The sequence below is a fragment of the Kineococcus sp. AC630 genome, from assembly GCF_979255925.1.
Genome location: NZ_CEEDMJ010000001.1, coordinates 250,498 through 276,743, shown reverse-complemented (window position 1 = coordinate 276,743; position 26,246 = coordinate 250,498). Strand labels below are relative to the sequence as shown.

The 26,246-nt window shown below is 72.4% G+C and carries 23 protein-coding genes and 3 riboswitches; of the genes, 10 read left to right on the top strand and 13 right to left on the bottom strand.

The window, feature by feature from the left end; genetic code table 11:
• Positions 1–104 precede the first annotated feature (104 nt).
• Positions 105–2,045 carry a serine/threonine-protein kinase gene (locus tag AC0I8G_RS01300; protein ID WP_471728352.1) on the top strand — a complete coding sequence of 647 codons (1,941 nt, stop codon included), beginning with the start codon at positions 105–107 and terminating at the stop codon, positions 2,043–2,045.
• Here the strand turns inward: AC0I8G_RS01300 and AC0I8G_RS01295 are convergent, their stop codons facing one another.
• The gene (locus AC0I8G_RS01295) at positions 2,046–3,095 is read right to left on the bottom strand and encodes a LacI family DNA-binding transcriptional regulator (protein WP_471728351.1); all 1,050 of its coding nucleotides are present in this window, start codon (positions 3,093–3,095) and stop codon (positions 2,046–2,048) included. It abuts the gene before it with no gap.
• A 153-nt stretch (positions 3,096–3,248) separates the two neighbouring features.
• Between AC0I8G_RS01295 and AC0I8G_RS01290 the strand changes: the two genes are divergently transcribed.
• The 5 genes from AC0I8G_RS01290 (at position 3,249) to AC0I8G_RS01270 (ending at position 8,838) form a co-directional block, all read left to right on the top strand.
• Complete coding sequence (locus AC0I8G_RS01290; protein ID WP_471728350.1) at positions 3,249–4,310, top strand: Gfo/Idh/MocA family protein; 1,062 nt, start codon at positions 3,249–3,251, stop codon at positions 4,308–4,310.
• On the top strand, positions 4,307–5,491 hold the full coding sequence (locus AC0I8G_RS01285) for a Gfo/Idh/MocA family protein (protein WP_471728349.1): 1,185 nt from the start codon (positions 4,307–4,309) through the stop codon (positions 5,489–5,491). The genes AC0I8G_RS01290 and AC0I8G_RS01285 overlap by 4 nt, the downstream gene beginning before the upstream one ends.
• Positions 5,492–5,578: 87 nt before the next feature.
• Complete coding sequence (locus tag AC0I8G_RS01280) at positions 5,579–6,544, top strand: carbohydrate ABC transporter permease (protein WP_380260934.1); 966 nt, start codon at positions 5,579–5,581, stop codon at positions 6,542–6,544.
• Positions 6,537–7,442 carry a carbohydrate ABC transporter permease gene (locus AC0I8G_RS01275; protein WP_471728348.1) on the top strand — a complete coding sequence of 302 codons (906 nt, stop codon included), beginning with the start codon at positions 6,537–6,539 and terminating at the stop codon, positions 7,440–7,442. The genes AC0I8G_RS01280 and AC0I8G_RS01275 overlap by 8 nt, the downstream gene beginning before the upstream one ends.
• 55 nt (positions 7,443–7,497) lie before the next feature.
• Positions 7,498–8,838, top strand: a complete 1,341-nt coding sequence (locus AC0I8G_RS01270) for an ABC transporter substrate-binding protein (RefSeq protein WP_380260938.1) — start codon at positions 7,498–7,500, stop codon at positions 8,836–8,838.
• Between the two features lie 62 nt (positions 8,839–8,900).
• Here AC0I8G_RS01270 and AC0I8G_RS01265 read toward each other — a convergent pair whose 3' ends face one another.
• From AC0I8G_RS01265 to AC0I8G_RS01230, 8 genes are all read right to left on the bottom strand, one after another.
• A complete protein-coding gene (locus AC0I8G_RS01265) occupies positions 8,901–9,986 on the bottom strand; it encodes a LacI family DNA-binding transcriptional regulator (RefSeq protein ID WP_471728347.1) in 1,086 nt (361 codons plus the stop codon).
• A 19-nt stretch (positions 9,987–10,005) separates the two neighbouring features.
• The gene (locus AC0I8G_RS01260) at positions 10,006–10,296 is read right to left on the bottom strand and encodes a GNAT family N-acetyltransferase (RefSeq protein ID WP_380161109.1); all 291 of its coding nucleotides are present in this window, start codon (positions 10,294–10,296) and stop codon (positions 10,006–10,008) included.
• A 90-nt stretch (positions 10,297–10,386) separates the two neighbouring features.
• A complete protein-coding gene (locus AC0I8G_RS01255; protein ID WP_471728443.1) occupies positions 10,387–11,481 on the bottom strand; it encodes an oxygenase MpaB family protein in 1,095 nt (364 codons plus the stop codon).
• A 70-nt stretch (positions 11,482–11,551) separates the two neighbouring features.
• Positions 11,552–11,737: a riboflavin kinase gene (locus tag AC0I8G_RS01250; protein ID WP_471728442.1), complete on the bottom strand. Its 186-nt coding sequence runs from the start codon at positions 11,735–11,737 to the stop codon at positions 11,552–11,554.
• Positions 11,738–11,904: 167 nt separating this feature from the next.
• Positions 11,905–12,867 (bottom strand): ABC transporter substrate-binding protein, encoded by a 963-nt coding sequence (locus AC0I8G_RS01245; RefSeq protein ID WP_471728346.1) that lies wholly within the window; start codon positions 12,865–12,867, stop codon positions 11,905–11,907.
• A 96-nt stretch (positions 12,868–12,963) separates the two neighbouring features.
• Complete coding sequence (locus tag AC0I8G_RS01240) at positions 12,964–13,743, bottom strand: amino acid ABC transporter ATP-binding protein (protein ID WP_380259217.1); 780 nt, start codon at positions 13,741–13,743, stop codon at positions 12,964–12,966.
• Positions 13,740–14,696: an amino acid ABC transporter permease gene (locus tag AC0I8G_RS01235; RefSeq protein ID WP_471728345.1), complete on the bottom strand. Its 957-nt coding sequence runs from the start codon at positions 14,694–14,696 to the stop codon at positions 13,740–13,742. Before AC0I8G_RS01235 ends, AC0I8G_RS01240 begins: the two co-directional genes overlap by 4 nt.
• On the bottom strand, positions 14,693–16,663 hold the full coding sequence (locus tag AC0I8G_RS01230) for an FAD/NAD(P)-binding protein (protein ID WP_471728344.1): 1,971 nt from the start codon (positions 16,661–16,663) through the stop codon (positions 14,693–14,695). The genes AC0I8G_RS01235 and AC0I8G_RS01230 overlap by 4 nt, the downstream gene beginning before the upstream one ends.
• Before the next feature lie 164 nt (positions 16,664–16,827).
• A riboswitch (SAM riboswitch) is annotated at positions 16,828–16,922 on the bottom strand.
• 63 nt (positions 16,923–16,985) lie between these two features.
• Between AC0I8G_RS01230 and AC0I8G_RS01225 the strand changes: the two genes are divergently transcribed.
• Positions 16,986–17,912: an ATP-grasp domain-containing protein gene (locus tag AC0I8G_RS01225; RefSeq protein ID WP_471728343.1), complete on the top strand. Its 927-nt coding sequence runs from the start codon at positions 16,986–16,988 to the stop codon at positions 17,910–17,912.
• On the opposite strand, the gene AC0I8G_RS01220 is transcribed toward AC0I8G_RS01225, so the two are convergent.
• Positions 17,896–19,215, bottom strand: a complete 1,320-nt coding sequence (locus AC0I8G_RS01220) for an NtaA/DmoA family FMN-dependent monooxygenase (protein ID WP_471728342.1) — start codon at positions 19,213–19,215, stop codon at positions 17,896–17,898. The two genes, AC0I8G_RS01225 and AC0I8G_RS01220, sit on opposite strands and share 17 nt — an antisense overlap.
• Positions 19,216–19,223: 8 nt before the next feature.
• Complete coding sequence (locus tag AC0I8G_RS01215; protein WP_471728341.1) at positions 19,224–20,267, bottom strand: LLM class flavin-dependent oxidoreductase; 1,044 nt, start codon at positions 20,265–20,267, stop codon at positions 19,224–19,226.
• A gap of 77 nt (positions 20,268–20,344) precedes the next feature.
• On the opposite strand from AC0I8G_RS01215, the gene AC0I8G_RS01210 reads away from it, so the two are divergent.
• Complete coding sequence (locus AC0I8G_RS01210; protein ID WP_328292737.1) at positions 20,345–20,578, top strand: hypothetical protein; 234 nt, start codon at positions 20,345–20,347, stop codon at positions 20,576–20,578.
• Between the two features lie 26 nt (positions 20,579–20,604).
• On the opposite strand, the gene AC0I8G_RS01205 is transcribed toward AC0I8G_RS01210, so the two are convergent.
• Positions 20,605–20,979: a rhodanese-like domain-containing protein gene (locus tag AC0I8G_RS01205; RefSeq protein WP_471728340.1), complete on the bottom strand. Its 375-nt coding sequence runs from the start codon at positions 20,977–20,979 to the stop codon at positions 20,605–20,607.
• Positions 20,980–21,062: 83 nt separating this feature from the next.
• Positions 21,063–22,409: an aminotransferase class V-fold PLP-dependent enzyme gene (locus AC0I8G_RS01200; protein ID WP_471728339.1), complete on the bottom strand. Its 1,347-nt coding sequence runs from the start codon at positions 22,407–22,409 to the stop codon at positions 21,063–21,065.
• Positions 22,410–22,465: 56 nt separating this feature from the next.
• Positions 22,466–22,580: riboswitch (SAM riboswitch) on the bottom strand.
• Between the two features lie 159 nt (positions 22,581–22,739).
• Positions 22,740–22,831, top strand: a riboswitch (SAM riboswitch).
• A 61-nt stretch (positions 22,832–22,892) separates the two neighbouring features.
• On the opposite strand from AC0I8G_RS01200, the gene AC0I8G_RS01195 reads away from it, so the two are divergent.
• Together AC0I8G_RS01195 and metE are read left to right on the top strand one after the other, a co-directional pair.
• A complete protein-coding gene (locus AC0I8G_RS01195) occupies positions 22,893–23,834 on the top strand; it encodes a methylenetetrahydrofolate reductase (protein ID WP_471728338.1) in 942 nt (313 codons plus the stop codon).
• Positions 23,831–26,170: a 5-methyltetrahydropteroyltriglutamate--homocysteine S-methyltransferase gene (gene metE, locus AC0I8G_RS01190; RefSeq protein WP_471728337.1), complete on the top strand. Its 2,340-nt coding sequence runs from the start codon at positions 23,831–23,833 to the stop codon at positions 26,168–26,170. Before AC0I8G_RS01195 ends, metE begins: the two co-directional genes overlap by 4 nt.
• Positions 26,171–26,246 lie beyond the last annotated feature (76 nt).

Genomic DNA, 26,246 nt, shown 5'->3' with positions numbered 1-26,246 from the left:
CGGGCCGGAACACTCGTCGTGATCGCGATCACCGGCCGGTCACCACCGTGTGGAGGAGCGGTGCACACCCTGGCCGGAGCCTGTCCCTGCCGTACCGTGGGGGCGTGGTCACCCCCTACCCGCACTCCTCCGGCGACGCGCGGACCCGCGCCGTCGGGCCCGGCGCGGGTGGCCCCGACGGCGTGGTCGAGGGGCGCCGCGTCGAGCACACCTCCCAACAGACCCCCCAGCAGACCCCCCAGCAGACCCCCCAGCAGACGTGGCGTCCGCACGTCTACGCGCCCTCACCCGGTGACAAGCTCGGCAGGTACCGCCTCGACCGCGAGATCGGCCAGGGCGGCATGGGGATCGTCTACCTCGGACTCGACGACGAGCACCGCGCCGTGGCGCTGAAGGTCCTCAAGCCCCACATCGCCGCCGATCCGCAGGCCCGCCAGCGCCTCGCCCGCGAGGTGTCCACCCTCGAACGCGTCCGCTCGCCGCGGGTCGCGGAGGTGCTCTCCGCCGACGTCGACGGGCAGTGGCCGCACCTGGTCACCCGCTACGTGCCCGGCCCCTCCCTCGAGCACGTCGTCCAGACCCGGGGACCGTTGCAGGGCAGCCGGTTGCGCGACCTCGGCCACGGCCTCGCCGAAGCCCTGCACGCCATCCACGCGGCCGGCGTCGTGCACCGCGACCTCAAGCCCAGCAACGTCCTCCTCCTCGACGGCCTCCCCGTCGTCATCGACTTCGGCATCGCCCACGTCGCCGACGACGTCCGGCTCACCTCCACCGGCCTCGTCATGGGGACCCCCGGTTACCTCTCGCCCGAGGTCGTCGCCGGTGGACTCGTCTCCCCGGCCACCGACTGGTGGGGCTGGGCCGCCACCGTCGCCTACGCCGCCAGCGGTCGCCCGCCCTACGGGTCCGGCCCGATGGAGGTCGTCCTCGACCGCGTCCGCCGCGCCGACGTCGACCTCTCCGCCGTACCCGCCGACCTGCGCGGCCCGATCCTCGCGGCGCTCGCGGTCAACCCCGCCCACCGGCCGCACCCGGACGCGCTGCTGCGCGCGCTCGACGGCGCGACGACGGGCAGCCAGGGCCGCGTCGATCCGGTCGCGGCCACCACGGCCGTCCCCGCTCCCGACCCCTCCCGCCCGGCGGCGCCGCCGTCACGGTTCGAGTCGCTGATCGCCGACGAGACCGCGGCCCTGCCGCGCGTGCAGGCCCCGGCGCCGCACCGGGAGGCGCCCGCGGAGTCCACGACCGTCCTGCCGCCGCAGCAGCCCGCACCGCCGACGGCGCCCTTCGCCCGTCCGCCCGCGCCGACCTACCCGCCGGCGCAGCAGGCCCCGCCCGGGTGGATCCCCACCGTGCCCGGTCCCGGGGTCGTGAACCGCCAGCCGTACCCGAACCAGCAGTTCCCGAACCAGCCGTACCCGAACGCGCAGCCCGCCGCGCAGGCGCCGACGGGGACGAACGGTCAGCCCGCCCGCCCGCAACGTTCGTGGACGATCTTCGCCGCGCTGCTCGCCCTCGTCGGCGTGTTCGCGGTCGCGCCCGCCACGGCCGTGGTCGTCTCGCTGGTGGGCGGCACGGTCGCCCGCACCGTGGACCGCGCGGCGGCGGGGTTGTTCCGTCGTCGGTGGGAGGCGGGCCCCCGGGCGACCGACGCCCTCGCCGTGGGTGCGGCCACCCCGTGGCACGCGTTCCGCGCAGCCGTCTCCACGGTGTTCTCGGCGATCATCCCGCTGCTGGTGGGCATCAGCGTCGTCTTCATCGTCGGGACCTTCGGGCGGGGAGCGGCCCTGGACTACCAGAGCTCCTGGACCCTCGCCCTCGGTGGTCTCGCCGGGACGCTGGTGGCCTGGCACGGCCCCGGTGGCCGGTCGTTGCAGCGCGGCGCGCGCAAGGCCGTCCGCAGCACCCTGCGCGGGGAGCGCGAGACGGGCGTCGCCATCGGCGTGCTGCTGCTCATCGCCTTCGCCGCGGCCCTGATGGTCCTCGGTGGCGGGGCGCCGGACTGGCGCCCGTTGTCCTCCTCGCCCCTCGACTGGTTCAACTGATCAGGAGCGCGGGACGGCGCGGAGGCGGGGACGTCTCGTCGGCGCCACCCCGACGGACTCGCGCGGCAGGACCCGGTGCAGCGACCGGGGGTCCGCTGCCGGGGGTTCTTCGTGGCGCATCAGGGCGATCAACCGCTCCATGGCCTCCCGGCCCTGGCGCTCGAGGTCGTTCGCGACGGTCGAGAGGGTCGGCGTGCAGAACCGACCCAACCCGTTGTCGTCCCAGCCGAACACGCTGAGGTCGCGGTGGACCCGCCACCCCCGTTGCGTCGCAGCGCGGATGGCGCCCATGGCGGAGTAGTCGTTGCCCGCCACGACGGCGGTGACGGGGCTGTCGCGGGGGAGGGTGGCGATGGCCTCGTAGCCCGACTCGCCCTGCCAGTCGCCCAGGAAGACGGTGGCTTCGACCCCGAGCTCGGCGGTGACGTCCAGGAAGGTCTGGCGGCGGTTGCGCGCCGAGGTGTAGGTGAGCGGGCCGCTGACGTGCAGGAAGTGCCGGTGTCCCAGACCCACCAGCATCCGCACGATCTCCCCGCAGGCGGTGCCGTCGGCGAGGGCGCCCGTGCCGCGCAGTTCCGCGTCGTAGGTCGACATGGTCACGACGGGGGTGGCCGACGTGGGCGTGGGCGCCTGCGTTCCCGTGCCGAGGGCGAGGATCCCCTCGAACTCGCCGGAGTCGGCGATCTCCTGGACCCGCTCGCTCTGCTCGCCCGCCGACCCCTCACGACCGATGAGGTCGATGGTGTAGCCGGCGCCGTGGGCCACACCCACCGCTTCGGAGATCAGCCGCAGCGGGAGGGCGGGGGTGGCCGTGGTCGTCGGCAGCAGGAACGCGACCCGTCCCGTCCGGCGGGTCCGCATCGAGCGGGCGATGAGGTTGGGGCGGTAGTTGAGTTCCTGGATGGCCGCCGCGACCTTCTCCGTCGTCGCGGGTTTCAGGCCGCCGTTGTTGCGCAGGTAGCGCGACACCGTCTGGTGCGAGACGCCGGCCAGGGCCGCGACCTCGTAGATGGTCGCCCGCTTGCGCACCGGCGAGATCTCCTGGGTCATGGTCAGCCTCTCGGGAGGTGCTGCGGATCGAGTGGTCGATCTGTCGAGCGTCATCGTTGACACCCGAAGTGATCGATAACTACAGTACTCGAAGTCAACGAAGATTATCGATCACTTTCGTGGTCCGCACTGCTTCCACAGATGAGGTCAACGGTGAGCACATCTCTTGAAGACCGGCCCGTGCGCTTCGCGGCCGTCGGGCTCGACCACGCCCACGCGTTCGGTCAGATCGCGGGCCTGCTCGCGCAGGGCTGCGAACTCGTGGGTCTCGCCACGGACGACCGCGACGCCGCGATCGCCCGCGGCGTCGCCGAACGCTGGCCCGACGTCCCCTGGGCCGAACACCCCGACCAGCTCCTGACCGACCCCTCGGTCGACCTGATCGTCACCGCCGCCGTCCCGGACCGGCGGGGGCCGATCGCCGTGACGGCCCTGCGCAACGGCAAGGACGTCGTGGCCGACAAACCCGGCTGCATCTCCCTCGAGCAGCTCGACGAGGTCGAGAAGGCGGTGGCGGAGTCCGGCCGGTTCTGGTCGGTCACGTTCTCGGAACGCTTCGAGGTCCGGTGCGCGGTGAAGGCCGGCGAACTCGTGCAGGCGGGTCGCATCGGGCAGGTCGTGCAGACCATCGGACTGGGTCCGCACCGCGAGGGGGACCGCGCCCACCTCGCCGGGGGCGCGGGGCGGCCGGCGTGGTTCTACGACCGGGACCGCACGGGCGGGATCCTCACCGACATCGCCAGCCACCAGATCGACCAGTTCCTCTTCTACACGGGGTCCGAGACCGCCGAGGTGGTGGCGAGCACCGTCGCGAACTACACGCACGAGGACTCGCCCCGGATGCAGGACTTCGGCGAGCTGACCCTGGCCGCCGAACGCGCGCACGGTTACGTGCGCGTCGACTGGTACACGCCCCAGGGTCTGCCCACCTGGGGGGACGGGCGCACGACGATCCTCGGTACCGAGGGGTTCATCGAACTCCGCAAGTACGTCGACCTCGCCGGACGCGACGGGGGCGACCACCTCTTCCTCGTGGACGGGAGCACGACCGAACGCATCGACTGCTCCGACGTCGACCTCCCGTACTACCCGGCGCTCGTGCACGACGTGCGCCACCGCACCGAGACGGCCTGCCCGCAGCGGCACACGTTCGAGGTGATGCGCCTGGCGATCACGGCGCAACGCGACGCCACGCTGAAGGGTTTCGCGGCGTGAGCGCCGGACGATCGACCCTGCGCGTGGGTGTCGTGGGCTGCGGTGGCATCGCCCGCTCGCACGGGCGGGCCTACACGGCCAACCCCCGGGTGGAGCTCGTGGCCGCCCACGACGTGAACCCCGCGTCGGCCAAGGGGTTCGCCGAGGAGTTCGGCGCGGTCGCGTGCGACAGCCTGGCTGACCTCGTGGCCCAGGACGTGCAGCTCGTCTCCGTCTGCACGCCACCGGGAACGCACACGGCGACGACCATCGCCCTGCTGGAGCTCGGCGTCTCCGTCCTCCTCGAGAAACCCCCGACGGTCAACCTGGCCGACATGGACCTCATCGCGCAGGCCGAGGCGGCCAGCACGGCATCGGTCTACGTCGTCTTCCAGCACCGGCACGGGTCCGGGGCCGAGCGGGCGCACCGCCTGCTGGCCGACGGCTCGCTGGGCACCCCGCGCGTCGCCGTGTGCGAGACGCTCTGGTACCGCCCGGAGAGCTACTTCGACCCCGAGTGGCGGGGGAACTGGGCCGGCGAGGGGGGTGGTCCCACCCTCGGGCACGGCATCCACCAGATCGACCTGCTGCTGCACCTCATGGGGGAGTGGACGACGCTGAACGCCACGGCCGCCCGCATCGCCCGTCCGGTCGAGTTCGAGGACGTGGCGACGGCGACGGTCACCTTCGCCAACGGTGCGCTGGCCTCGGTCGTGACGAGCCTGCTCTCGCCCAGGGAGGTCAGCCGCATCCGGATCGACACCACGGCCGGGACCCTCGAGGTCGAGCACCTCTACGGCTACTCCGACGCGGACTGGTCGTGGTTCCCGCTGCCGGGCGCCGACCGGGTCGCCGCCAACGGGAGCGATCCGGAACTCGCCGGTGGGAACTCCGCCGGGGGCGACGGGGTCACCGACGTGTGGACGGCGTCGGCGGGGGCGGACCGGCCCTCGCAGCACGCGGCGCAGATCGACGAACTCGTGGACGACCTGCTCGCGGGTCGCCCGCACGCCACGACCCTGGCCAGCACGCGTCCGACGATGGAGTTCGTGACGGCGCTCTACGCGTCGGCTCTCGGGGGCACCAGCATCGCCCGCTCCGACCTGACCCCCGACCTGGAGTTCTACCGCAGCCTCGACGGCGGGCTTCCCGCCCAGCAGGTCTCGGCGCGGCTGGGTTCCGCTCGCTCCGCCCCGGCGTAGTCTCCACCCGCAACACCCCCTCGACTCAACGACGACCGAGAAGGTGGTTCCCATGTTCGATGGACCCCACGGCGGAAGGCCGCCGCGGTGAGCGCGATCTCCGAGCTCTCCAACATCCGGACCGCCAAGGACGGACGGCCCCGGACCCGTGAGGAGAAGGCCGCCCTGCGGCGCGAGAACAGCCGCGACAACAAGGCCGCGTACCTGTTCCTGGCCCCGTGGTTCCTGGGCCTGGTGGTCATCACCATCGGCCCGATGCTGGCCAGCCTGTACCTCTCGTTCACGAAGTACAGCCTGCTGCAGCCGCCGGAGTGGATCGGCGTGCAGAACTACGTCGACATGCTCACCGACTCGCGGCTGCACCACTCGCTGAAGGTCACGTTGATCTACGTGGTCGTCGGGGTGCCGTTGCAGCTGGGGTTCGCCCTGGCCGTGGCGATCGTCCTGGACCGCGGGATGCGCGGTCTGGCGCTGTACCGCTCGATCTTCTACCTGCCCTCGATGCTGGGTGGTTCCGTCGCCATCGCCCTGCTGTGGCGCCAGATGTTCGGCACCGAGGGCCTGGTCAACCAGGTCTTGGGAGCCGTGGGCATCCAGTCCACGACGGGCTGGGTCTCCGACCCGAGCTACGCGCTGTGGACGATCATCCTGCTGCACGTCTGGACGTTCGGTTCGCCGATGGTCATCTTCCTGGCCGGCCTGCGCCAGATCCCCGTCATGTACCACGAGGCCGCCGCCGTCGACGGTGCCAGCCGCTGGACCCGGTTCCGCCGGATCACCCTGCCGCTGCTGTCGCCGATCGTGTTCTTCAACCTCGTCCTGCAGCTGATCAACGCGTTCCAGTCGTTCACCCAGGCCTTCGTGGTCTCCGGTGGCACCGGGGGTCCGGCGGACTCCACGCTGTTCTACTCGTTGTACCTGTACCAGAAAGGTTTCGGTCAGTTCCAGATGGGCTACGCCGCGGCGATGGCGTGGTTGCTGGTCCTCATCATCGGTGTCCTGACCGCCGTCAACTTCCTCCTCTCGAAGTTCTGGGTGTTCTACGATGACTGAGCTGCAGGAGACAGCCTCTCCCGAGGTCGCGACCCACAGGCCGAAGCCCGTGGAAGGTGCGGGACGTGCGTCCCGCAACGCCCGCTCGGCGGTGAAGCACCTGGTGCTGATCGCCGTGAGCATCATCATGATCTACCCGTTGCTGTGGCTGCTGGTGTCCTCGTTCCGGCCCACGGACGTCATCTTCCGGACCCCCGGGCTGTGGCTCAACGACCTGATCACCAGCAACTACACGGGTGGCTGGACGGCCCTCGCGCAGCCCTTCGGCCACTACATCGTGAACTCCGCGATCGTGGTCGTCGGTGCCGTCGCGGGGAACCTCTTCGCCTGCTCCATGGCCGCCTACGCCTTCGCCCGCTGCCGGTTCCGGTTCAAGACGTTGTGGTTCGCCGTCATGCTCATCACCGTGATGGTCCCGGTCCACGTCGTCCTGGTGCCGCAGTACATCCTGTTCAACAACCTCGGCTGGGTGAACACGTTCGTCCCGCTGATCCTGCCGAAGTTCCTGGCCACCGACTCGTTCTTCATCTTCCTCATGGTGCAGTTCATCCGCGGCATCCCGCGGGAGCTCGACGAGGCGGCCCGCATCGACGGCTGCGGCCACGGCCGCATCTTCCTGCGCGTGATGATCCCGCTGATGGGGCCGGCGTTGGCCACCACCGCCATCTTCACGTTCATCTGGACCTGGTCCGACTTCTTCACCCCCCTGATCTACCTGACCGACCCGAACGCCTACACCGTTCCGGTCGCGCTCAAGCAGTTCCTCGACGCCACCAGCGGCAGCAACTGGGGAGCGATGTTCGCGATGTCGATCGTGACCCTCGTCCCGCTGTTCGTGGTGTTCCTCTTCGGTCAGCGCTTCCTCGTCAAGGGGATCTCCACCACCGGTGGCAAGTGACCGTTCGCACGACCGCTCCTACCCGCGCACCTTCGACGAGAATGGCCTCGCTGACATGAACCACGCGGACACCAACACCTCTCCCACCCCGCACCGGGGTCCGTCCCGGCGCCAGGCCGTCACCGGCCTCGCCGCCGTCGGGTCGCTCGCCGCCCTCGCCGCCTGCGCCCCCGGTAGTTCCGGCGGTTCGCAGGCCTCCGGGGGCGGCGGCACCCTGCGCGTCTCGACCTGGGGCAACGACTCCCGGCTCAAGCTCACCCAGCAGGCGGTGGCGGAGTTCGAGAAGGCCAACCCGGGCATCAAGGTCACCGTCGAGAACTCCGAGTGGACCTCCTACTGGGACAAGCTCGCCACCGGCACCGCCGCGAACGACTCGCCCGACGTCATCCAGATGGACGAGTCCTACATCGCCGCCTACGGGACGCGGGGCGCCCTGCTCGACCTCGGCTCGGTCTCCGGCCAGCTCGACCTGTCGGCGATGGACGAGAAGATGCGTGACACCGGCATGGTGGACAAGACGTTCGTCGGTGCTCCCATCGGCACCGGCAACTACTCCTTCGGGGTCAACCCGAAGCTGCTGGAGCAGGCCGGCGTGGCGATGCCGGACGACACCAAGTGGACCTGGGACGAGTTCGCCGACCTCGCCACCCAGATCTCCTCGAAGCTGAGCGCCCAGGGCGTCTTCGGCTTCGACGGGTTCGGGGTGGGCACCAACGAGGTGGCCGTCTGGGCCCGCCAGCGCGGCCAGGAGGTCTTTCCCCGCGACGACGAGAAGCCCGCCGACGAGGCGACCGTCACCAACTTCTTCGAGTACGCCGACGCCCTCATCGCCTCCGGGGCGACCCCGCCGGCCGCGATGCAGAGCGAGAACTCGACCGCCGCGCTCGACGCCTCGCTGTTCGCCACCAACCGGGCGGCGTTCCACCTGCTCTTCCACACGCAGATCTCGGCGTTCGCGGCGGCCAGCGGCAACGAGCTGAAGCTGCTGCGGCTGCCCGCCAAGGCAGCGGGGGAGTCCCCGAAGATGGTGAACAAGGCGTCCATGTACTGGTCGATCTCCGCCCGCTCGAAGCAGAGCGAGAACGCGGCGAAGTTCGTCTCCTTCGTGCTCACCAACCCCGCCGCGACGAAGATCCTCACCACCGAGCGGGGGGTCCCGGCGATCCCGTCGGTGCAGGAGGACATCAAGCCGGTCCTGGACCCGCAGGCCAAGATCGCCCTGGAGTTCACCCAGGCCATCACCCCGGAACTCGTCGACCCGCCGCAGGTGACCCCGGCCAACGCGTCGTCGTGGAGCACCGACTACTCCACGATCGCGACCGAGCAGATCTTCGGGCGCAGCACCCCGGCCGACGCCGCCAAGAAGGTCGTGTCCGCCGCGGCGGGCATGCTTTGACGCGCCACCTCGGACCCGTCTGACCGGTCGGACGGGTCAGGCCGGACCCCGCCGGCACACCGTCACGTCTGTGGCGGTGTGCTGGCGCGGACGAGGACCTCGCCCTCGAACCGTTCCTGGCGCAGCGGCCCGTCCCCGTCGGCGACGACGAGGTCGAAGACGGCCTCGCCGATGCCCCGCAACGGCAACCGGACCGTGGTGAGGGCGGGGGCGACGTCGCGCAGGGTGGGGATGTCGTCGAAACCCGAGATCGCGAGGTCCGCGGGGACGTCGACGCCGGCGTCGCGGGCGGCCGCGAGGGCACCGACGGCCATCACGTCGTTCGCGGCCATCAGGAGCGGACGACGCCCCTCCACCCGGGGGAGCGGACCGCGGGCCAGGAACTCCTCGGTGCTCGCGTAGGCCCCGTCGCGGGTGAACGGGCCCGCCAGGTGAGCGACGGGTTCGATCCCGTACGCTCTCAGCCCGGCCAGGAACCCCGCCGTCCGCTCCCGGGCGGTCAGCAGGTCCTCGGGACCCTCCAGCAGCACGAACTCGCGGTAGCCGATCCCGACCATGGCCTCGCTCAGACGCCGCGCCGCGCCGCCGTTGTCGATGAGGACGGTGTCGACGCCGAGCACGTCCTGGGTGACCGCCGCCACCTGCCCCCCGCTGGCGCGGAACGCGTCGAGTTCGGCGCGCAGGGCGTCCGTCGACTCCTCGTCGGCCCAGCGCGACCCGGCCAGCAGCACGGCCCGGACGCGCTGCCGCCGCAGCGTGGCGACGTGCTGCAGTTCCCGCACGGGATCGCCTCCCGTCACGGCGAGGGTGACGATGACGTCGGACGCCTCGGCCCGGGCCGTCACCCCGGCGGCGAGGGAGGAGAAGTACGGGTCGGCGATGTCGTGGACGACGAGACCGACGACCCCCGAGCGACCCCGGGCCATCGCCTGGGCCTGCGCATTGGCGCTGTAGTCCAGCTGCGCGGCCGCGGCGTGCACGCGTTCGCGCAGCGCCTCCCCGACGACCCGGGAACTGCCGTTGAGGACACGTGAGGCCGTCGCCAACGAGACCCCGGCCTCGCGGGCCACGTCGTCGAGGGTCACCGGCCCGTCCGGACGGGACCTGCGGGCACGTCGACGGGGCGCATCGGGGGTCACGGGCCACATCCTCCCGTGGTCGGCGCTCTCACAGGATGTCGGCGTACTCCTCGGCGTGCCGCCGCACGTGCAGCCGCACGAACGAACAGGCCGGGACGACGCGCAACCCGCGCGCCCGGACGTCGGCCAGCGCGGCGTCGACGACCTTCGTCGCCAGTCCCTCGTTCTCGTGGGCCGGGACGACCTCGGTGTGGACCATCGCGATCGACGAACCCTGCGGGACGTAGTCGGCCAACGCCACGACCTGGCCGTCGAGGCGGCCCTCCCAGCGGTGGGCCTGTTCGTCGTGGGTGACCACGAGGTCGTCGACGGTTGCCACGGAGTGCTCCTGTCCTGTCGAGCCGGTTGTCGAAGAGGAGAACGCGCCCGCGCCCGCGGTGCTTCCCGGGACGTGCGGCGTCATCCGGGGTCACCCGGCGTCGAGGAACTCCCGGTTGGCGGCGGTGTTCCGCGCGATGGCCGCGGCCCACGCCGTCGGGTTGCCCCGCAGCCGGTTGCGGCGGGCCCGCTGCACCGCGGCGACGACCGGCACCGCCCGGCTCAGCACCGGGTGTCGCGGGATGCCCAGCGCGTCCGCGAGCGGGTCGCCCTGCATGGCCCGGGAGACGACCTCGACGAGGGGGGTCGCCACGAGCGCCGGGATCGGGGTGAGTTCGGCCAGCGTGGTGGCCAGCACGGTCAGGCCCGAGGCCGTGAGGGTGCGGGCGTCGTCGTTGGGCACTGCGGTACGGGCGTCGATCCGGTCGTGCAGGGTGCGCGCACCGGCCAGGTCGACCACCCCCGCCGTGAGGCCCGGTTCGACCCCCAGCAGCGTTCCGAGGTGGCGCCAGAACCGGAGGAAGCGCGCGTACTCGGCGGGGGTGAGGTCGATGCCCAGCACCGCGGCGGACTGCGGAGCGACGTAGGTGAAGTCGAGCCAGGTGCGGAGCTGGTCCAGCTGGCTGATCGGGACGGTCCCGTCCGCGGGTGGGTCCTCGCGCTGGACGCGGCGCCGCACGACGGCGTGGCCGAGGCGGACGTGGGCGGTGGAGACGAAACCCCGTCGGCCGGGGCGGGTCCCGCCGGGCAGCGACGCGGCCGTCAGCCACTGCGCCGTCTCCAGCAGCCGGGCGTGCGCGTTCTCCCCCAGGAGCCGCCCCGTCCGGACCAGGATCGTGGACGTCGTCGGCGGTCGGTAGGAACTGATGAGCGCTCCCGCCCCGACGTCGAAGACGTGGACGCCCATCGACGCCGTGAAGGTCGGTTCGGCCGCCTCGTCCAGGACCTCGTCGTCGGCTGCGGCGCAGGTGCGTTCGAGGTCGAGCACCAGGTCGTGCACGGCGGGGTCCACGGCGCTGTCGGCGCCGTGGCGCAACGCCTCGTCGAAGCGCCGCCAGCCGGTGGGGTCGGCGAGGACCCGGTCGGCGAGGGCGTCCGCGAGCGGGTCGGAACGGTGCGCCGCGGCGGCGAGGTCCGCCTCGGTGGGGAGGGCGGGGGAGGTCGGCGGGGTGCTGGTGGTCCTCACCCCGCTGACTCTGCCTCCTGAGCGCCTCCTCCGCCCGTTCCACACCCGTGGGCCGGCCCTCCGGGCGGCGTCAGCGACCGACCGTGGCGGCGGCCCACTCCCGGGTCGCCGCCACGTCGCGGTGCATCTGCTCCACGAGCTCGGCCGATCCCGAGAACGCCAGTTGGGGACGCAGGTGGCGGTGCAGCGAGACCAGCACCTCGCGGTCGTAGAGGTCGAGGCTGACGTCGAGGAGGAACGCCTCGAGCAGTCGCACCCCGTCCGCGTAGCAGGTGGGCCGTCCCCGTCGAGCGCCACGTTCGCGGTGGGGAAGCCGAGCAGACGACCGCGCTGGTCGCCGTGCTCGACGGTGCCGCGCACCTGCAGGACGGGGGTACCGGTGCGGGGGACCGGAACTCGCAGAACCACGGTGCTCTCCTCGGATCAGTCGGTCTTCGGCAACCCGGGCGGGTTGATCTCGGACGTCGGCACGGACTCGTTCGCGAGGTTCCAGCGTGCGAGGGTCTTCGCGTAGGCGCCGCTCTCGATGACGTGGTTCAGCGCAGCGGCCAGGGCGTCGACCAGTCCGTCGCCCTTCTTCGTCGTCGCCGCGATGTCGGCCTGGATCGTGCCACCGCCGGGGACGGTGCCGACGATCTTCGTCTCGCCGGCGACGAGCACGTGGTAGGCCGCGGTCGGGTTCGGGCCGAAGTACGCCTCGATGCGCCCCGACTTCAGTGCGAGGTACACGTCGGTCGACTTCGCGTAGTACTGGATCGTCACCGGTTCCAGACCGGCCGCCGTGTTCTGGGCGTCCCAGTCGAGGAGCACCTTCTCCTGGTTGGTGCCCGAACCGACCGCGACGGTCAGCCCGGCGACGTCCTTCGGCTCCTGGATCGAGGTGGTGCCGGAGGACTTCGCGACCTCCCAGGCGAGGGTGTCGACGCGGTAGGAGGCGAAGTCGTACTTCTCCTTGCGTTCCTCGGTGACGGTGATGTTCGAGAACCCCACGTCGAACTGACCCGAGTCCATGGAGACGAACAGGTTCTCCCACGAGGTGGCCCGCAGATCGGGCTCCAGCCCGAGGACGCCGGCGACGAGCAGGGCGATGTCCGGCTCGATGCCGATGACCGTCGTGTCGTCGTCGGCACGGAAACCTAGCGGCGGGTTGCCGTCGGCCGTGGTGCCGATGACGAGGGTGCCGCGGTCGCGGATCTCCTGCGGCACGGTCGCCGCGATCTCCGGCACGGCCTCGACCGTGGTGCGACCGCTCTGCTCGGGGCTGGTGTCGACCGCACCCTCGGTGGCGGCGACGGCGACGGCGGCGGGGTCGGTCCCGTTCCCGCACGCGGCCAGCACCAGCGGGCTCGCGGCCAGCGACAGGATCCAGGTTCGACGGCTGATCACAGGGTTCTCCTCGGGGTCGCGGTCTGCACCGGGCAGGCCGACAGGGCGGTCCGGCGGGTCGCCGGGTCGCGGGTGGGACGGGGTGGGACGGGGTGGTCAGAGGACCTTCGCGAGGAAGGAACGGGTCCGTTCGTGACGGGGGTGGTCGAACACCTCGGTGGGAGTTCCCTCCTCGAGGACGACGCCGTCGTGCATGAACAGCACGCGGTCGGCGACCTCGCGGGCGAAACCGATCTCGTGGGTGACCACGACCATCGTCGTTCCCGAGGCCGCCAGGTCGCGGATGACGTCGAGGACCTCGCCGACGAGTTCGGGGTCGAGGGCCGACGTCGGTTCGTCGAACAGCACCAGGGAGGGTTCGAGGGCCAGAGCACGGGCGATCGCGACCCGCTGCTGCTGACCGCCGGACAACCGCCGGGGGTACTCGTCGGCCTTGTCGGCGAGTCCGACGCGGGCGAGGAGGGCCCGGGCCTCGACCTCGACGGCGGACCGGCGGCGCTTCTGCGCCGAGACCGGCGCCTCCACGACGTTCTCCAGCACCGTCAGGTGCGGGAAGAGGTTGAAGTGCTGGAAGACGAACCCGATGTGCGAACGCCGGCGCAGCACCTCGCGCTCGTGGAGTTCGCGCAGGTGGTTCCCGGCCCGCTCGTAGCCGATCAGTTCGCCGTTGACCTCGACGATGCCCGAGTCCACCTTCTCCAGGTGGTTGATGGTCCGCAGCAGCGTCGACTTGCCGGACCCGGAGGCACCGAGCACCACGGTGACGGTGCCGGCGGCGACGGAGAGGTCGACGCCGCGCAGCACCTCGAGCGCGCCGAACCGCTTGTGGACCCCCTCGAGCCGGACGACGGGACGGGGCGGGGTGGACGTGCTCATCGCGAGGCCTCCAGGCGGCGGGCGCGGGCACCGCGGACGAGGCGGACCAGCACCACCAGGGGGAGGTCGTCCTGCGAGCGGGAACTGCCCCGTCCGTAGTGGCGTTCCACGAACCACTGCAGCACCGAGAGGGCACTGGTCAGGACGAAGTACCAGACCGCGGCCACCACGAGCAGCGGGATGACCCTGCCGGTCCGGGAGTACACGACCTGCACCTGGTAGAAGAGCTCGGGCAGCGCCATGACGTAGACGACCGAGGTCCCCTTGAGCAGCCCGATGATCTCGTTCCCGGTGGTGGGGACGATGATGCGCAACGCCTGCGGCAACTGGATCCGCCAGAACTGCCGCCCCCGGGGGATCCCCAGCGCGGCCGCGGCCTCCCGCTGACCGGGGTCGATCGCGAGGAACCCGGACCGGACGATCTCGGCGAAGTACGCGGCCTGGTGCAACCCGAGCCCGAGGCAGGCGGCGGTCACCGGGCCGATGAGGTCCTGGGTCCCGATCGACCAGAACTGCGGGCCGAACGGAATCCCGACGCCGATCCGCTCGTAGAGGATCGCGAGGTTGTACCAGAAGAGCAGTTGCAGGATCAGCGGCACCGAGCGGAAGACGCTGATGTAGGTGAAGCTGACCCCGGTGAGCAGCGGGTTGTCGGACATGCGCATGAGGGCCAGCACGGTCCCCAGGACCAGGCCGATCGCCGTCCCCACGAGCGTCAGCTCCACCGTGAACCACAGCGATCGCAGGATCGTGGCGGAGAAGAGGAACCGACCCACCGTGGGCCACTCCCAGACGGGGTTCGCGACCAGCGCGTGGACCGCCATCGCGGCGAGCACCGCCACGACGGCGGTGGCGACCCAGCGCCAGGGGTGACGGGCGGGCAGGACCCTGACCGCGGGCGGAACGGTCAGCACGGGCGCCGGTGCCCGGGTCGGTCGGGTGGTCTCGCTCATCGTCCTCGTTCTCCAGGGAGTTCGCTGCGGATCTCGACAGGTCGTCGTGCGGTCGGGACGGAACCCGCAGCACGGAGCAGTTCCGCGGCCAGGCGGTCGCTGCGTCGGAAGAGTTCGGCGTTCGATCGTGGTCGGGCGAAGGCAGCGGCCGCCGCCTCACCGGCCACCCAGGCGCCGGTCGCGAAACGGCGGGGGTGGACGGAGCCGTCCGCCTGCACCAGGCGCCCGCCTCCGTCGACGACGAGGCGCCCGTTGGACCACCGCACCTCGCCGTCCACCAGTTCGTGGGCCCGGACCTCACCGCGCTCGCGCAACCGGGTGAGCAGGACGTCGGAGGTCCGCTCCAGGTCCGGTACCGGCAACCGGGCCTCGACGAGACCCCGTGCCCGCACCTGGTGCGGACCACTGGCCGAGGAGGCGACGAACACGCCGGCCTCCGGGTCCGGCTCGACGTGCACGTCGGCCCCGAGGAACCTCAGGACCCCCGCGCGGGCCAGGGCCGACATCTGCCGCAACCGCTCCGGTGGGGGACCGCTGGCCACGTAGCTGAAGAACCCGTGCCACCAGCCGTCGAGGTCGAGCGCCGTGGATCGTGCGTTCAACCGGCCCGCGGAGTGGAGGCCGAGGGTCACCACGTACGCGGACAGCAGCGCGGCCAGGACGGCCGCGTCCGGGGAGTGCACCGGGTCGGCCCGTCGTTCCCGGTCGTCCTCGAGGTGGCGCAGGACGCGTTCGTGGACCTCGTCCCCCGACGTCCCCCACCAGCCCTCGAGCGGCCGGTCCAGTGCGGTCACGTCGAACCGGTCGCGCGGGTCGGGCACGGCGCGTTCCACCAGGTGGTCCAGTTCCGCGCTGCCCCAGGGCGACCCGGCGAACCGGGCGTCGAACTCGGCGGGCGCCAGGACGGTCCGTTCCCGGTGGGTGCGGAACAGTTCCCGGTAGTGCGCCCCGGCCATCTCCTTGACGATCAACGGCCAGAGGTCCGAGCGCAGATCGAGTTCCGCGCTCCCGAACCGCTCCTCGACGACCCTCGCGCTGTAGTGGTGGGGCAGACCCAGGCCCGTCGGCGCCGGGTACCCGATCTTCGAGCGGTAGGGAACCCCCCGACGCGAACCGGCGAAGAGGCGCGGTTCCGCTCCGCTGGGGTGGTACCGGAGGTGGCCGTCGGGGAGTTCCTCGAACCGGCCCCCGCGGCCCTCGGTGAGCAGCACCACCAGGTCGACGAAGGCGAGACCCATCCCCACGACGACGACGTCGGCGCCCGGGCGCAGCACGTCCAGGTCCTGGTCGGTCGTGTAGCCGGGACGGACGTAGGCGAGACCGTGGCTGCGGGCGAACGTCTCCAGCTTCCGCTCGCGGGGACCCGGGCGGACGTCCAGGTGTCCCTGGACGAGCAGCACGACGTCGACGGTCAGCGGTTCCCCGGGGCCGGCGAGCTGCACCCGCTGACGTCCGTCGTCCGCGTCGTCCCCGTCGAGGACGTCGAGGACCGTGCGCGCGTGGCGGTGGACCCGCAGGTTCGGGGGCAGGCCGTCGAGCGTGCGTCGCCACGCCGCACCGAGGTAGCGGCTCGCGAGCCGGCGGGAGACGAAGGAACCCGGCCCGCTGCGCAGGACCTCCTCGCGCAGCAGGTCCTCACCGGCGGCCGCGGCGTCGTGGACCAGTCCGGCCCGGTTCTCCCGGATCCAGTCCGCCAGCGACGGCCCCCGGGTGACGGGTCCGGTCAGCCCGGTGACGGAGTCGTCCGGGAGCACCGTGATGTCGGCGGCCCGGGAGTTCATCCACAGCAGGGGGTCCTGGGCCTCCCGCCAGGTGCGACCGGCGCCGGAGTCGAAGGGATCGACGACGTGCACGTCGAGGTCCTCGGGGCCGGCGTGCGCACCGAGGCGTTGCAGCAGGACGAGGGTGCGAGGACCCGCGCCGACGACGCACAGGCTGCGGACGCGGGTGGGGGTGGGGAAGGGCACGGGGGAACTCCGATGGTCACGTCGACGACGACGCCGGGTTCCGTCCGCGGGATCACCGCAGCGGACGGGGGATCAGGATCCCGCGCACACCGCGGACTGCAGTCGACCGAGGTCGACGTGGCGACGACGTGTGAAGCGCTTCTCGGGTACCTTCACGGCGCGAACTCCCATCGGTCCTGGCGGAAGCACCCGCGTCTGAAGGTTCAGGGGGTTGCTGCGACGTCGACGAGCCAGGTCTCTCGGTCGCTCTGGATGGACGGTGTGAAACTATCGTACGAGGAGACCGGTTGCCAAACTCCGTCACGAACCCAGGAGGAAACGCATGACCATCCCGACCGAGCCGCGCGTCCACGTGGTGCACGAGAACCCCGAGTGGTTCCCGCCCTTCGAGGCCGCCCTGCGCGCCGAGGGCGTCCCCTTCGAGGAGGTCCTGCTGACCGACGGGTCCCTGGACCTCGACGCCGAACCGGCCCCGGGCGTCTACTGGTCGCGGCTCAGTGCGTCCGCGCACACCCGCGGTCACGGGCAGACCAAGGAGTTCACCCGGGCCCTCTTCGCCTGGCTCGAGGGCTGGGGCCGCCGGGTCGTCGGGGGGACCCACGTCGTCGAGCTCGAGGTGAGCAAGGTCGCCCAGCACGCGCTGTTGCGCCGCAACGGGTTCGACGTACCCCGGACCGTGGCCGTCTTCGGCCGAGGGGACCTGGCGGCACGCTCCCGGGAACTGCAGGTGCCGTTCATCACCAAGCACAACCAGGGCGGCAAGGGCCTCGGCGTCCGGCGCTTCGACTCCCACGAGGACTTCGACGCCCACGTCGCCTCGCCGGAGTTCGAGGAACCGGTCGACGGGATCACCCTGCTCCAGGAGTTCCTCCGCTCGGCCGAACCGTTCGTCACCCGGGCCGAGTTCGTGGGCGGGCGCTTCGTCTACGCGGTGCGCGTGGACACCTCCGCGGGCAGCTTCGAACTGTGCCCCGCCGACGCGTGCGAGGTGCCGGGCGTGGTCCCGTTCGCGCTGCGGACGGAGATCACCGGAGACCACCCGCTCGTCCGCCGCTACGAGGAACTGCTGCGGACGGCCGGCATCGAGATCGCCGGCATCGAGTTCCTCGAGACGGCGGACGGGCGGACGGTCACCTACGACATCAACACCAACACGAACTACAACCCCGCGGTCGAGGCCGTCGCCCCCGTGTCGGGTCCCGGCGCCATCGCCCGCTACCTCGGCGGGCTCCTCAGCGGCGACGCGTGAGCGGAGGTCGCAGACCCAGGTGCTCGCGCAGCGTGGTCCCGACGTACGCGGTCGGGTAGGCGCCCCGTTCCTGCAGGGCCGGGACGAGCTGGTCCACGACGTCGTCCAGGCCGCTGGGGACGAGGAACGGCGTGATGTTGAACCCGCTGCTGGCGCCGCTGCGCACCCAGAGGGTCAGCTCGTCGGCCAACTGCGAGGCCGTACCGGCGAAACCGCGCCGGGTCGAGGTGTGCAGCACGAGTTCGCGCAGCGAGAACTTGTTCTCCTCCGCCACCCGGCGCCACTCCTGGGCGATCGCCCGGGGGTCGTGACCCTGTCGCGCGGCGCCCCGGGTCCCGTCGATGTCCGCGATGACGGGGTCGTGCGCGGGCAACGGGCCGTCGGGGTCGTGGCCCGACAGGTCCTCGCCCCACACCTGACCCACCAGCGAGAGCGCGGTCGCGGGGGTCACCTGCTGCTCCAGGACCCAACGGGCCTTCTCCTCCACCTCGCCCTCGGTGTCGGCGACGACGATCTGGGTCCCCGGGAAGGTGAGGACGTCGTCCTCGGGGCGACCCGCCGCCACGACGCGGCGGCGGACGTCGTCGGCGAACGCCAGCGCGTCGTGGCGGTCGCTCCCGTGCGCGGAGAAGATCACGTCGGCCGAGCGGGCGGCGAAGTCGCGGCCGGTGGGTGAGTCGCCCGCCTGGAAGATCACGGGATGACCCTGCGGGCTGCGGGGGACGGTGGGGGCGATCTCGACGTCGAAGAAGCGGTCGTCGGAGTCCACGGGGGCGAACTCCGACCCGTCCCAGCTGTCCCAGACCCGTCGGGCCAGGTTCACGAAGCGTTCGGCCCGCTCGTAGCGGTCGGCGTGGTCGAGGTAGCCGCCCCGGCGGAAGTTCGCCCCGGTCCAGGCGTTGTCCGTCGTGACGACGTTCCACGCGGCGCGACCACCGGAGAGGACGTCCAGGGACGCGAGGCGGCGGGCCAGGTCGGCGGGGTCGTTGTAGGTGGTGTTCTGGGTGGCGACCAGACCGATGCGGTCGGTCAGACCCGCCAGCGTGGCGAGTTCGGTCAACGCGTCGGGTCGCCCGACGACGTCGAGGTCGTGGATCCTGCCCCGCTGTTCGCGCAGGCGGAGACCCTCGCCGAGGAAGAACGCGTCGAACAGTCCGCGTTCGGCGGTCCGGATCAACTGCGTGAAGGTCGAGTGGTGCATCTGGGATCCGCTGCGGGGGTCCGACCAGATGGTGCTGTGGTTGACGCCCTGGAAGAAGACACCGAAGTGGACGACGGCGTTGGGGTAGCGCAGGTCGGTCACGGGACTCCTCAGGCCGTCGCGAACTGGTTGACCGGCCGGGGACGGCCGAGGGTGGTGCGCAAGGTCGCACCGGCGGCGGGTGGTTGCAGCAGCCGGGCGACGCGCAGGGCGGGGAAGGTGGTGCGCAGCAGCGTGCGGAGGTCCTCGTCGAGGACGGCGGCGTGCAGCCGGACACCGTCGACGGAACCCGCGAGACCGGCGAGGTACCGCGCGAAGCCCTCACCGGACCCCGCCCAGCGCAGCCGGTCCCGTACGGGGGCCGGGGCGTCGGCGTCGAGCGCCTCGACCCGCTGCGCACCCGAGGCGGCCGCGGTGTCGAGGGCGAACTCGACCTCGAGCACGACCAGCGGACCACCGGCGCTGCGCCGGGTCCGCTCGTTGCCCGTGAGGACGACGTCGACCACGTCCGGGTCGAGGAGGTCGCGTTCGTGGGCGGCCACGACCGGCTGCCCCTGCGGGGGACGGGGCACGGTGAGCGGGCCCTTGACCGAGAAGTTGGTGGCGACGACGTCGACGTGGTGCAACCGGTCGCGGTCGACGTAGCGTCCCGTGGCGACGTCGCGGACCACCGCGTCGTCCTCCCAGGAGTCCCACAACCTCCGCACGGCCCCGACCACGTCGGTGAGTTCCGCCTGCGGGTCGTCGAGCACGGGGAGGTCCACCGTCCGGGCCACGGCGGGGGTGGACGTCGTCGCGATCCAGCCGGCGCGGCCGGCGCTGGAGTGGTCCAGCGACGCGATCTGCGCCGCCACGTGGAACGGTTCGGAGTAGGTGGTCGCGGCGACCGGCAGCAGACCGATCGTGTCGGTGGTCCCGGCGAGGAAGGCCGCCCGCTGCACCGCGTCCAGGTGCCCGCGGGGGTTGCGGGGGTCCGGCAGCGTGGAGTCCTCGAAGGTGAGTCCCGTGAGGCCCTGGGCCTGCGCGGTGACGGCGAACTCCTTCAACCGCGCGGGGGAGAACACGGCGTCGGGGGAGACCCGGGAGCGGCGCCAGGCCGCGGGGTGCCACCCGCCGCCGTCGACGTCGAGGAACACGTGGAAGGGGGTCGGCATGGAAATCTCCTGAGTGGTGGGTACGGCAGCCGCCGTCTGTGTCACAGTGCTCTCCACCGATCGACGAGGAGGCGACCATGCGTGACCGGGTACGAGAACTGTTGGCGCACTGGGTGTCGTCGATCGTGGCCGGACTGGCCATCGCGGGGCAGGGGCAGTGGGGGTACGCCTGGTCGCCGCTCGACGACGAGCCGGCCCCCGGCGAGCTGAGCTGGCCGCAGTTCGAGGGGGAGCTGCGCGCGCTCTTCGCCGAGGCTGAACGTGGCGGGATCGGCGACGGGTCCCGGCCCAGCAGCGAGCCGATGCCCTGACGTCCCGCCCCGTCGACCGGGGTGGATCAGGTCTGAGCGGGTTCGCCCACGCTCAGCCCCGCGGCCTTCCAGGCCGGGAACCCGCCGTCGACCTGCACGACGTCGGTGAAGCCTGCCGCCAGCAGTTCGGCGGTGACGGGGCCGGAGCCCGCGGGAGAACCGCAGATCACGACGATCTGCTGGTCCTTCCCGGTGAGTTCCGCCAGCGCGGTGCCGGAACCGAGGGCGAACTTCTCCGCCACCTCGGTCTTGGCCACGACGACGGCCTGCGGCAGGTCGCCGGCGGCGGCCCGCCCGGCGTCGCTGCGGACGTCGACGAACAGCGCACCGGCGGCGACGGCGCGTCCGGCGGTCTCGGCGTCGACGAGCGGTGCCTGGGGTGCTGCGGTGGTGTCGCTCACGTCGTGTCTCCTCGGTTCGTGCGGTCGGCCCCGGCGATCGCGCGAGGCCGTCGTCCCTGCGGGCTGAGGCGTCGGGGACGAGGTCACCCCAGGTCCACGCCGGCACCGGGCGCGGGCAGGAAGGACGCGGGTTCCGGGCGAGCGTCGGTCGTGGGACCCCAGTGCCCCTCGACGATCCCGTACTCGAGCTCCGGCCCGGCACCGACGAACTGCTCGACCGCGGCCAGCAGCCGTTCGACCTCGGCCGATCCCGTCCCGACCCCGGTGGAGACCCTCAGCCCGCCGTCGGCCAGACCGAGGGAGTCGGCGAACCGGTGGGCGCAGAACCGTCCGTCGCGCACACCGATCCCGTGCTCGGCCGAGAGGAAGGCCGCGACCTCGGAGACCGAGCGACCGGGGACGGTGAAGGTCACGACCCCCACGGCGTCGTCGGGGCGGGGGCGCACGACCTCGACGCCCGCCAGCGCCGTCAGCCCGCCGACGAGCCGTTCGCGCAACGCCTCCTCGTGCGCCTCGAGCGCTCCGGGGGCCAGCGTGGCGAGCGTGCTGCAGGCCTGGGCGAGGGCGACGGCGCCGAGCACGTTCGGGGAACCCGCCTCGTGGCGGTCGGGCCCGGTGGCCCACCGCACCGCGTCGTGGCGCACGTCGAGGGTGGCGCCCCCACCCGCGAGGTAGGGATCGGCGGCGTCGAGCCAGTCGCGACGACCGACGAGCGCGCCCGCCCCGTAGGGGGCGTAGAGCTTGTGCCCGGACAGCGCGATCCAGTCGATCCCGTCGCGACCGAGGTCCACCCTGCGGTGGGGGAGCAGTTGCGCCCCGTCGACGGCGATGCGGGCGCCGGCCGCGTGCGCGGCCCGGGCCAGCCGGCGCAGCGGCAGGACCTCACCGGTCACGTTGGAGGCACCGGCGACGGCCAGCAGCGCGTACCCGCCGCGGGCGAGCTCGGCCTCCAGCAGCGTCGCGGTCTCCTCCGCGTCCGACCCGCCGCGCAGGACCGTGGTCAGGGCTGACCGCTGCCAGGACAACAGGTTCGCGTGGTGCTCGACGTCGGCCACCAGGACCCTGGAGCCCTGCGGGACGGCCCGGGCGAGCAGGTCGAGCGCGTCGGTCGTGCTCCGGGTGAAGACGACGACGTCGTCGGGGCGCGCCCCCAGGAAGGTCCCGACCTCGGCCCGGGCCTGCTCGAACAGGGCGGTGGAGACGCGTGAGAGGTACCCGGCGCCGCGGTGGACGCTGGCGTAGTGGGGGAGGACCTGGGCGACGCGGGTGGCGACGGAGACGAGGGCGGGCGCGCTCGCGGCGTTGTCCAGGTTCGCGTAGGTGGTCGACCCGCCCTGGGCGAGCGGGACGCGGGTGTCCCTGCCGACCACGGGCAGCAGCGGTGCGACGGGCGCCGGGCAGCGGAGGGGGGAGAGGGTGCTGAGCGTCACGAGGAGTCTCCTGGAGGAACTGGACCCTGCCGGGAGGACCGGGATCACCCCGGCGAGGTCCGCGCTTGCCGGCGCCACTGCGGCGTCGACCAGGTCGTCACCCGGGGCACCCCGCCGCGGAGGGAGGGTTGCCGGCCAGCGAGCCGGGGCTTGTCGCTGGCGCTCATGACCTGCGCTGAGGTTGCCACGTCGGACCCCGCTGAGCAAGATCGGCGTGTCGCGAACCCGTCGGAACTCCGCCAGAACCCCACGTGTCGGGTAGTTCCCCCGTTCGGGGGAACCCCGGAACAGCACTTGTGGATCGCGTCGACCCCGGTCTACATTCGGTGAACACCATCCAGAGCGGCCGAGAGTCCTGGCTCGACGACGCCGCAGCAACCCCCCGAGCCCGGGCGAGGGTGCTAAAGCCAGGCCGATGGAGTTCGTGATGCGCCCCACCGATGTCCCTGACGCGTACCCGGTTCCGGACCGGGGCCGGCCGCGATGACGCTGGCTCCCCTCGTCGCCGCCGCGACCGGGAGGCCCACCGTCAGTTTCGAACTCTTCCCGCCCCGTTCCGAGAACGGGCGGGAGTCGCTGTGGCGCAGGCTCTCCGATCTCCTCGACACGCACCCCGACTTCGTCTCCGTCACCTTCGGGGCAGCCGGCGCGACGAAGGGACCGAGCCGGGAGCTGCTGGCCCACGTCCTGGGTTCGACGGCCGTGCCGGCGATGGCCCACCTGACGTGCGTGGGGTCCTCGCGACGTGAGGTCGTGGAACTCGCCAGCGAGTTCCTCGACGCCGGTGTCCGCAACGTCCTCGCGCTGCGGGGCGACCCGCCGGTCGGGAGCGCGGACTGGACCCCGCACCCGGACGGTCTGGCGACCGCGCGGGACCTGGTGGAACTCCTCCAGGTCGCCGACCGGCGGCGCTCCGCGCTGCGGGGCGGTCGCGTCCCCGTCGACGAGGGTCCCCTGACCCTCGCCGTGGCGGCCTTCCCCCGCGGTCGCGACGCGGAACTGGCGGCCCTGCGCGCCAAGCAGGACGCCGGTGCGCACTTCGCGATCTGCCAGGTGACGTTCTCGGTCGACGAGTACGCCACCTTCGTGCGCCGGGCGCGCGCCGCCGGGGTGAGCATCCCGCTGCTGCCGGGCATCGCCGTGACGGACGACGCCCGCCGGTTGCAGCGCATCGGTGAGCTGGCCGGTGTCCCGGCCCCGGAACAGCTGCTCGCGGCGCTCGACACCGACGACACCGCCCAGCGCCGCCGGGCGTCGACGGCGTTCTCGTCGGGACTCGCGGCGGGACTGCTCGACGCCGGCGCCCCCGGACTGCACCTCTACACGTTCAACGCGGCGGAACCCGCGCTCGACCTGCTCGACCACCTGAACCTGCCCCGATCCACCCAGAGCCGCATCGCTGCGGTAGGAGGTCCCACCCCGTGAGCACCGAGAACTTCCCCACCTGGACCGCCACCGTCCTCGGCTACCCGCGCATCGGCGCCGACCGCGAGGCCAAGAAGGCCCTCGAGGCCCTGTGGGCCGGTCGCGCCGACCTCGCCACCACCGAGGCCGCCCTGGCCGGGGTTCGTGCCGCCACGGTCCGCCGGCTGAACTCCCTCGGCCTGCCGGCGCACGACGCGTCGATCCCGTCCGCGTTCTCGGCCTACGACCAGGTGCTCGACGCCGCCGTCGCCGTCGGCGCCGTCCCGCCGCGCTTCGCCGACGTCGTGGGCGAGGACGGCCGCGTCGACCTCGTGGGGTACTCCACGATCGCCCGCGGTCGCGGTGCGGACGCCCCGCTGGAGATGACGAAGTGGTTCGACACCAACTACCACTACCTCGTTCCCGAGATCTCGCCGTCGACGACCTTCCGGTTCGCCGACGACCGTGGGGTGCGGGAGTTCGCCGAGGCGCTCTCCGACGGGTTCCTGACCCGTCCCGTCGTGGTCGGGCCCGTGACGTTCCTGCTGCTGGCCAAGGCGGCCGACGACGCCCCGGCGGGTTTCGCCCCGATCTCCCGGCTCGACGACCTGCTCGGCGCCTACGAGGAACTCCTCGCCGCCTACGCGGCCGCGGGGGCGGAGTGGCTGCAGCTGGACGAACCGGCGCTGGTCAGCGACTCCGCGACGAACGGCGTCGAGGGTCTCGCCGACCTCGTCCGTCGCGCCTACGACCGCCTCGCGGCGCTCGAGGGCCGTCCGCGCCTGCTGGTCGCGACGCCCTACGGCGACCCGGGTGACCTCCTGGAACCCCTGGCCGCCACGGCGGTCGAGGGTCTCGCCCTCGACCTCGTCCGCGGCGCGACGCCGGCGCGTCCGGAACTGCTGCACGGCAAGACGGTCGTCGGCGGGGTCGTGGACGGTCACAACGTCTGGCGGGTCGACCTCGTCGAGGCGCTGGCCCGGCTGCGGACCCTCGAGGGTTCCGCCGCCCACGTCGTCGCGGGGACGTCCACCTCGCTGCTGCACGTCCCGCACGACGTGACCCGCGAGACCACCCTCGACGAGCGCCTGCGCGGCTGGCTCGCGTTCGCCGACCAGAAGGTCGCCGAGGTCGTCGTCCTGGGCAAGGCGCTGGGGGACGCAGCGGCGGTGCAGGAGGAACTGACCGCGTCGGCGCAGGCCCGGGCCGACCGCGTCGGCGCCCCCGGCGTGGTGCGTCCCGAGGTGCGCGACCGGCTCGGAGCGCTGACCCCGGAGGCCTTCGGGCGCAGCGACTACGCCGTGCGCCGCCTCGCCCAGGAACAGGCGCTGGGTCTGCCGGCGCTGCCGACGACGACGATCGGCTCGTTCCCGCAGACGGGCGAGATCCGCAAGGCGCGCGCCGCGTGGACGCGCGGAGACCTCGCGACGGCCGCCTACGAGGAGTTCCTCAAGGCGGAGATCGACCGCGTCGTGGACCTGCAGGAGGAACTGGGCCTCGACGTCGTCGTGCACGGGGAACCCGAGCGCAACGACATGGTCCAGTACTTCGCCGAGCAGCTCGACGGGTTCGCCGTCACCGCCCACGGCTGGGTCCAGTCCTACGGGTCGCGCTGCGTGCGCCCGCCCATCCTCTGGGGTGACGTCGTCCGTCCGGCGCCGATCACGGTGCCCTGGAGCCGGTACACGAAGACACGCACGACGAAGCCCGTCAAGGGCATGCTGACCGGCCCGGTGACGATCCTCGCCTGGTCCTTCGTCCGTGACGACCAGCCGCTGGGCGACACCGCCCGCCAGGTCGCCCTGGCGCTGCGCGACGAGGTCAGCGACCTCGAGGCCGCCGGCATCGGGATCGTCCAGGTCGACGAACCCGCTCTGCGGGAGCTGCTGCCCCTGCGCACCCAGGACCAGCCCGCCTACCTGGACTGGTCGGTGAACTCGTTCCGCCTGGCGACGGCCGGTGCCGCCGACGCGACGCAGATCCACACCCACCTCTGCTACTCGGAGTTCGGTGAGGTCATCGACGCGATCGACGGCCTCGACGCGGACGTCACGAGCATCGAGGCGGCACGCTCGCGCATGGAGGTCCTCGGCGACATCGCGCGGGCCGGTTTCGCGCGGGGCATCGGGCCGGGGGTCTACGACATCCACTCGCCGCGCGTTCCCTCGACCGAGGAGGTCGTCGGGTTGCTGCGCGCCGCCGTCGCCGCGGTCCCGGCCCGCCAGGTCTGGGTGAACCCGGACTGCGGCCTCAAGACCCGTGGCTACGCCGAGACCACCGAGTCGCTGCGCAACCTCGTCGAGGCCGCCCGCACCGTCCGCGCGGAACTCCCCGCGCACGCCGTCGCGACGAGCTGACGCCCCCGTCCGAGCGGATCCCCGCCGGACGCCAGCCGCCCTCCTGACCTCCCGAGGTCAGGAGGGCGGCGCTCGT